This is a genomic window from Streptomyces sp. NPDC059169 (assembly GCF_042755225.1).
Taxonomy (GTDB): Bacteria; Actinomycetota; Actinomycetes; order Streptomycetales; family Streptomycetaceae; genus Streptomyces.
On record NZ_JBHZCF010000002.1, the window covers coordinates 82,489 to 88,776 of the forward strand.

At 71.9% G+C, this 6,288-nt stretch carries 4 protein-coding genes; 1 reads left to right on the forward strand and 3 read right to left on the reverse strand.

What is annotated here, in order from left to right; translation table 11 throughout:
- The first annotated feature begins 82 nt into the window (after positions 1-82).
- Positions 83-1,003: an SDR family oxidoreductase gene (locus tag ACFXOM_RS04255; RefSeq protein ID WP_385036918.1), complete on the forward strand. Its 921-nt coding sequence runs from the start codon at positions 83-85 to the stop codon at positions 1,001-1,003.
- Here the strand turns inward: ACFXOM_RS04255 and ACFXOM_RS04260 are convergent.
- The 3 genes from ACFXOM_RS04260 to ACFXOM_RS04270 form a co-directional block, all read right to left on the reverse strand.
- Positions 994-2,067 (reverse strand): helix-turn-helix transcriptional regulator, encoded by a 1,074-nt coding sequence (locus ACFXOM_RS04260; RefSeq protein ID WP_385036919.1) that lies wholly within the window; start codon positions 2,065-2,067, stop codon positions 994-996. The two genes, ACFXOM_RS04255 and ACFXOM_RS04260, sit on opposite strands and share 10 nt — an antisense overlap.
- A 335-nt stretch (positions 2,068-2,402) precedes the next feature.
- Positions 2,403-5,087 (reverse strand): pyruvate dehydrogenase (acetyl-transferring), homodimeric type, encoded by a 2,685-nt coding sequence (aceE, locus tag ACFXOM_RS04265; protein ID WP_384930258.1) that lies wholly within the window; start codon positions 5,085-5,087, stop codon positions 2,403-2,405.
- Positions 5,088-5,477: 390 nt separating this feature from the next.
- Positions 5,478-6,101: a GntR family transcriptional regulator gene (locus tag ACFXOM_RS04270; RefSeq protein ID WP_384930256.1), complete on the reverse strand. Its 624-nt coding sequence runs from the start codon at positions 6,099-6,101 to the stop codon at positions 5,478-5,480.
- Between the last annotated feature and the right edge of the window lie 187 nt (positions 6,102-6,288).

Consider the following 6,288-nt stretch of genomic DNA (forward strand, 5'->3'; position numbering starts at 1 on the left):
GGCCGCGCACGTGGAGCAACGGAAATGCTGCCTTTCGGAAATCCGGACAGGAGATGTCGGGATTCCCTGCGACCGTCGCACCATGACGACCGACACAGCACTCAAGGGGAAGATCGCGCTCGTGGCGGGCGCGACGCGCGGCGCGGGGCGGGCCATCGCCGTGCAACTGGGGGCGGCGGGCGCGACGGTGTACGTGACCGGCCGTACGACCAGGCAGCACGTCAGCGAGGTCGGCCGGGCCGGCGAGACCATCGAGGAGACCGCCGAGCTGGTCACCGCCGCCGGCGGTACGGGCATCGCCGTACCCACCGACCACCTGGACGTCGACCGGGTACGCGCGCTGGTCGCCCGAATCGACGGGGACCACGGGGCACTGGACGTCCTGGTGAACGACCTGTGGGGTGGCGAGCACCTCATCGAATGGAACACCAAGATGTGGGACACCGATCTCGACCGAGGGCTGCGCCTGCTGGACCTGGGGGTGCGCAGCCACATCATCACCAGCAGCTGCGCCCTTCCGCTGCTCGCCCGGAGACCCGGCGGGCTCCTCGTCGAGATCACCGACGGCACGGCCGAGTACAACCGGCGCTTCCGTGAGAACTTCTTCTACGACCTCGCGAAGAACGCGCCGATCCGGATGGCCTTCGCGCTCGGCGAGGACCTCAAGGACGCCGGATGCACCGCCGTCTGCATCACCCCCGGGTTCCTCCGCTCCGAGCAGATGCTGGACGTCTTCGGCGTCCGCGAGGAGAACTGGCGCGACGCGACGGTCGGGGAGCCGCATTTCGCCGTGTCCGAGTCACCCGTCTACCTGGGACGGGCGGTCGCCGCCGTGGCCGCCGACCCCGAGCGCGCCCGGTGGAACGGCAGGTCCCTGTCCAGTGGAGGGCTCGCCAAGGAGTACGGCTTCACGGACGCGGACGGCAGCAGCCCCGACGCCTGGGGGTACTTCCTGGACGTCGTCCACGGTGGCAAGGACGCCCCGGTTGACGACTACCGCTGAGCGGATCCCCCCTGCCCGGGTCCGGCCCCGGCACCCGCGCCGCCGCCGGACCCCGGGACCGCACCCGGGCCGCTCCCGTCCCCGGCGTCCGCTGCTCCACCGGACCCGCCCGCGTACAGGGCGTGCATCGCCGCTGCCGCCGTGGCGAACCGCTCCCGCAGCCCGAGCGGTTCCAGCACCTCCAGCTCCGCCCCGAGGCCGAGGAGCTGGCCGAAGGCGACCTCCTCCGACTCGACGGGCAGGGTGAGCACGACGCGGCCCTGCCCGTCGGGAGGCCCCGCCGTCGCCAGCGCCTCGCGGGCCGCGGCACGGTCGGTGGCGTACGGCAGCCGTCGCACGCCCTCCGCGGACAGCCGGACCACGACCTCGGCGCGCAGCAGCGAGCGGGCGAACTGCGCTGCACGGGCCGCCCAGAAACTCGGCAGGTCGAAGGACGCGTCCCGCTCGAAGCGGCGCTCGGAGAGGGCGACGGCGGTGAAGCGGTCGATCCGGTACACCCGGAAGGACCTGCCGTCCGCCCTGGCGCACAGATACCAGACCCCGGCCTTCAGCACGAGGCCGTACGGTTCCAGTTCCCGCTCGGCGTCGCGGTACCGGGCGGTGACCACCAGGTCGTCCCAGACGGCCTCGGCGACGGTCGGCAGCAGCGCGGGGGTCTCCGGCTCCTGGTACCAGCCGGGCGCGTCCAGGTGGAACCGCTGCGCGGCGGACCGCGAGGCGTCGCCGAGCGAGGGGATCAGCGCGGCGGACACCTTGAGGCGTGCGGCGGAAGCGGCGTCCTCCAGGCCCATCTCGCGCAGCGCCACGGGCAGTCCGGAAAGGAAGAGCGCCTCGGCCTCGGTCCTGGCCAGACCGGTCAGCCGGGTGCGGTACCCCCCGATCAGCCGGTAGCCGCCGGCCCGGCCGCGGTCCGCGTACACGGGCACCCCGGCCTCCGAGAGCGCGAGGGCGTCGCGGGTGACGGTCCGTTCCGACACCTCCAGCTCCGCGGCGAGTTCGGCGGCGGTCATCGAGGACCTGGATTGCAGGAGCAGAACCATCTTGATGAGACGGGCAGCGCGCATGGGTGCATTGTCACCGGCGGCGGCGTGCGGCCCGACGCACCGGCCGCGGAGCGGGCGCATGGGCGCTGTCGGCGGTGGGTGGGTACCGCCGGGCGCCGCGGAGCGTGCGTGGTCCGCGCCGTGGTGCTGGGGCCTCGCCCATGTGCTCCGGCGCACGCCGTCCGCCCGCCCGGGGCCCGGACGGTCCGTCCGTCAGCGAGGGAGCGCCGACGCCCCGTCGGCCGCGGGGGCGACGGGGCGTCGGCGGATCCGGCGGAGTCGGCGCCCGCCGGGGCGCAGGGCCAGCCGGACGGGACGGGCGGACTCGGCGGAGTCCGTCCCGCCCGTGGGCCGGGTCAGAACCCGTAGCGCTCGCGCGCCTCCTTGACCGCGGAGGCCGCGACGTCGCCGCGGCGGGCGAGCTGGGCCAGGGCCGCGACCACGATGGACTGGGCGTCGACGCCGAAGTGGCGCCTGGCCGCCTCGCGGGTGTCCGACAGACCGAAGCCGTCCGCGCCCAGCGAGGACCAGTCCTGTTCCACCCACTGCGCGATCTGGTCGGGGACCTGACGCATGTAGTCGCTGACCGCGAGCACCGGACCTTCGGATCCCTCCAGCGCCTCGCGGACGTACGGGGTGCGCTCCTCGCCGCGCAGCAGCGCCGCGTCCGCTTCCAGCGCGTCACGCCGCAGCTCGGTCCAGGAGGTCGCGGACCACACGTCGGCCGTCACGCCCCAGTCCGCGGCGAGCAGCCGCTGTGCCTCCAGCGCCCAGTGGATCGCCGTACCCGAGGCGAGCAGCTGGATGCGCGCGTGGTCCGCCGCACCCTCGCCCTCCTTGAATCGGTACAGCCCGCGCACGATGCCCTCGTCGACGCCGTCCGGCTTCGCGGGCTGCGGCATCGGCTCGTTGTAGACGGTCAGGTAGTAGAAGACGTCCGCGTCCTCGCCGGGACGCGCCCCGCCGTACATCCGCCGCAGACCGTCCTTGACGATCGCCGCGACCTCGTAGGCGAACGCCGGGTCGTAGGTGAGCGCGGCCGGGTTCGTCGCCGCGATCACCGGGGAATGGCCGTCCGCGTGCTGCAGTCCCTCACCGGTCAGGGTGGTCCTCCCGGCCGTGGCACCGACCAGGAAGCCCTTGCCGAGCTGGTCACCGAGCTGCCACATCTGGTCCGCCGTGCGCTGCCAGCCGAACATCGAGTAGAAGATGTAGAAGGGGATCATCGTCTCGCCGTGCGTCGCGTAGGACGACGCTGCGGCGATGAAGTCGGCCATCGAACCGGCCTCGGTGATGCCCTCGTTGAGGATCTGGCCGTTCTTGGCCTCGCGGTAGTACATCAGCTGGTCGCGGTCGACCGGCTCGTACGTCTGCCCCTTGGGCGAGTAGATGCCGAGCGACGGGAACAGCGACTCCATGCCGAAGGTGCGTGCCTCGTCCGGGACGATCGGCACCCAGCGCCTGCCGGTCTCCTTGTCCCGGATCAGGTCTTTGACCAGGCGGACGAACGCCATGGTCGTCGCGACGGACTGGTTTCCTGAGCCCTTGTCGAAGGCGGCGAAGGCCTTCTCGGCGGGCGCGGGGAGCGGGGCGACCGGGTGGACGCGGCGGGCCGGGGCGGGACCGCCGAGGGCCGCACGACGCTCCTGGAGGTAGCGGACCTCAGGGGAGTCGGCACCCGGGTGGCCGTAGGGCACCTGGCCGTCGGCGAACGCGGAGTCCGGGATCGGGAGCTCCAGAAGGTCCCGCATCGTCGTGAACTCGTCCACCGTCAGCTTCTTCATCTGGTGGTTGGCGTTCTTGGACGCGAAGCCCTCGCCCAGGGTGTAGCCCTTGACCGTCTGGGCCAGGATCACCGTCGGGGCGCCCTTGTGGTCCAGTGCGGCCTTGTACGCGGCGTACACCTTGCGGGGTTCGTGGCCACCGCGCGAGAGGTGGAAGCACTCGAGGATCTTGTCGTCGCTGAGGAGCTTCGCCATCTCGACGAGCGCCGGGTCCGCGCCGAAGAAGTCCTGGCGGATGTAGGCGGCGTCCCGTGTCTGGTACGTCTGGACCTGCGCGTCCGGGACCTCGCGGAGGCGGCGCACGAGCGCACCGGTGGTGTCGAGCCGGAAGAGCTCGTCCCAGGCGTTGCCCCAGAGGGTCTTCACCACGTTCCAGCCGGCGCCGCGGAACTGCGCCTCCAGCTCCTGCACGATCTTGAAGTTCGCGCGGACGGGGCCGTCGAGACGCTGCAGGTTGCAGTTGATGACGAAGGTCAGGTTGTCCAGGCCCTCGCGGCTCGCCAGCGCGAGCGCGGCGGTCGACTCGGGCTCGTCCATCTCGCCGTCGCCGAGGAACGCCCAGACGTGGGACGCGGAGACGTCCTTGATGCCGCGGTTGGTCAGATAGCGGTTGAAGCGCGCCTGGTAGATCGCCGACAGCGGGCCGAGGCCCATGGAGACGGTCGGGAACTCCCAGAGCCAGGGGAGGCGGCGCGGGTGCGGGTAGGAGGGCAGGCCGTCGCCGCCGGACTCCTGGCGGAACTTGTCCAGGTGGGCCTCGGTGAGGCGGCCGTCGAGGAAGGCACGCGCGTAGATGCCGGGGGAGGCGTGGCCCTGGATGAACAGCTGGTCGCCCGAGCCATCGGCCTCCTTGCCCCGGAAGAAGTGGTTGAAGCCGGTCTCGTAGAGCCAGGCGGCGGAGGCGAAGGTGGCGATGTGCCCGCCGACGCCGTACTTGGCGCCGCGGGTCACCATCGCGGCGGCGTTCCACCGGTTCCAGGCGGTGATCCGGCGCTCCATCGCCTCGTCGCCGGCCGGGGAGGGCTCGGTGGCGGTGGGGATGGTGTTGACGTAGTCCGTCTCCAGGAGCTTCGGCAGATCGAGCCCGCTGACGCCCTCGGCGTGCTGGAGGGTACGGCGCATCAGGTACGCGGCGCGGTGCGGGCCGGCAGCCTTCGTGACGGCGTCGAGAGAGGCCGCCCATTCGGCGGTTTCTTCGGCGTCACGGTCCGGGAGCTGGTCGAGCTCGCTCGGAAGCTTGCCTACGGGGTCGGTCATGATCGCCGCCTTCCGGAGAGGAGGGGGGTGGAGAAGGGGGGCCTGTCTGGCAGGACGGGGCCGGTGGACGGGTGAGTCCGCGGATGACTGTAAGCCGACGATCGATGATCGATCAAAGCGTTGCGGCGAAAAAGTGTCTTGTTGGATGAAAGTCGGCACAGGGTGCCGCGAAATCGGGCACCCGGTGCCGTGAATTGCGGCGGTGATGGTCCGTGACCGGAGGGTTGCCGTTTCCCGGGCCGGCGGACGCGTCGGTCAGCCGGCGATACCCAGGCGTCCATCCAGCCCGCCGGGGGCCCGGACGGAGTCCGGGGGAGCCCGAGGAAGGTCACCCGTGCCCCGCGCCGCGGGGGGTGCGTTCGTCGCCGGGATGACGGCCGGTCCGGAGGCCTACGCGCGTGGTGCGCAGCCCAGGACGTGCGCCTTCACCAGCGCACCGATCTGCGGGTCATGCCGTCGGAACGCCGCGACGAGCTCTTCGTGCTCCTCCGCGTAGGACTTCTGCACCGTGCCGAGCCAGCGGATCGACAGTGCCGTGAAGACCTCGATGCCCAGTCCCTCCCAGGTGTGCAGCAGCACGCCGTTCCGGGCCGCCTTCACCAGCTCCCGGTGGAACGCCACCGTGTGCCGCACCTGGGCCGTCCCGTCCGCCGCACGGTCGGCCTCGTAGAGTGCCGCGACGTGCGGCTCCAGGGCCGAGCAGTCCGCCGCCAGTCGTTCGGCTGCCAGTTCCGCGGCGATCTGCTCCAGACCGGCCCGGACCGGGTAACTCTCCTCCAGGTCCGCCGCGGTCAGGTTCCTCACCCGCACGCCCTTGTTCGGGGCGGACTCGATCAGGCGCAGCGACTCCAACTCCCGCAGCGCCTCCCGTACGGGCGTCTGGCTGACCGCCAGTTCCGTGGCGATGCGGCGTTCGACGATCCGCTCGCCCGGCTTCCAGCGGCCGCTGACGATGCCCTCCACGATGTGCTCGCGGATCTGATCGCGCAGCGAGTGGACGACGGGCATGGTCATGAACCGCTCCTTCACAAAGAGAAGACCCCTAGACAATACGGCGGTGGGGGGGGGGGAGGGGGGGGGGGGGGGGGGGGAGGGGGGGGGGGGGAGGGGGGGAGGGGGGGGGGGGAGGAGGGGGCAAAGTCGATCAAGGGGGTTGCATAGCGCGCCTTCACTGTCGCGCGCAACCAGCCGGCGGGACAGG

Excerpts from the sequence above, each read along its gene's own strand:
- ACFXOM_RS04255 (WP_385036918.1), top strand. The coding sequence starts at position 83 with ATGACGACCGACACAGCACTCAAGGGGAAGATCGCGCTCGTGGCGGGC.
- ACFXOM_RS04260 (WP_385036919.1), bottom strand. The coding sequence starts at position 2,067 with ATGCGCGCTGCCCGTCTCATCAAGATGGTTCTGCTCCTGCAATCCAGG.
- aceE (WP_384930258.1), bottom strand. The coding sequence starts at position 5,087 with ATGACCGACCCCGTAGGCAAGCTTCCGAGCGAGCTCGACCAGCTCCCG.
- ACFXOM_RS04270 (WP_384930256.1), bottom strand. The coding sequence starts at position 6,101 with ATGACCATGCCCGTCGTCCACTCGCTGCGCGATCAGATCCGCGAGCAC.